This is a genomic window from Bradyrhizobium sp. LeoA1Lang, assembly GCF_055413685.1.
The window spans coordinates 1-260 of record NZ_JBVAPG010000589.1 but is presented as its reverse complement, the minus strand read 5'-3'; the positions used below and the strand labels follow the sequence as shown (position 1 = coordinate 260).

The 260-nt window shown below is 62.3% G+C and carries 1 protein-coding gene; it reads right to left on the bottom strand.

Annotated features, from left to right (window positions below; genetic code table 11):
* Positions 1–2 precede the first annotated feature (2 nt).
* A partial coding sequence (locus ACZYOF_RS44610) for an ATP-binding protein (protein ID WP_463719702.1) occupies positions 3–260 on the bottom strand: 258 nt, incomplete at its 5' end.

Below are 260 nucleotides of genomic sequence, written 5' to 3'. Positions count from 1 at the left end.
AGTCAGCGTTCTGGCTGCTCGTCAAGGGTGATGGTTTTGGCGTTGCGTTTTCGCATGCTTTCGCCGGCCAGCTGGAGGCGGTGAGCGTTATGGACGAGGCGATCGAGGACGGCGTCGGCGTAGGTTGGGTCTCCGATAACTTCGTGCCATGTGTCCACAGGGAGTTGGCTGGTTACGATGGTGGAGGCGCGGCCATGGCGGTCCTCGAGGACTTCGAGTAGATCGCGCCGCTCGGCAGCGGTGAGCACCGACAATCCCCA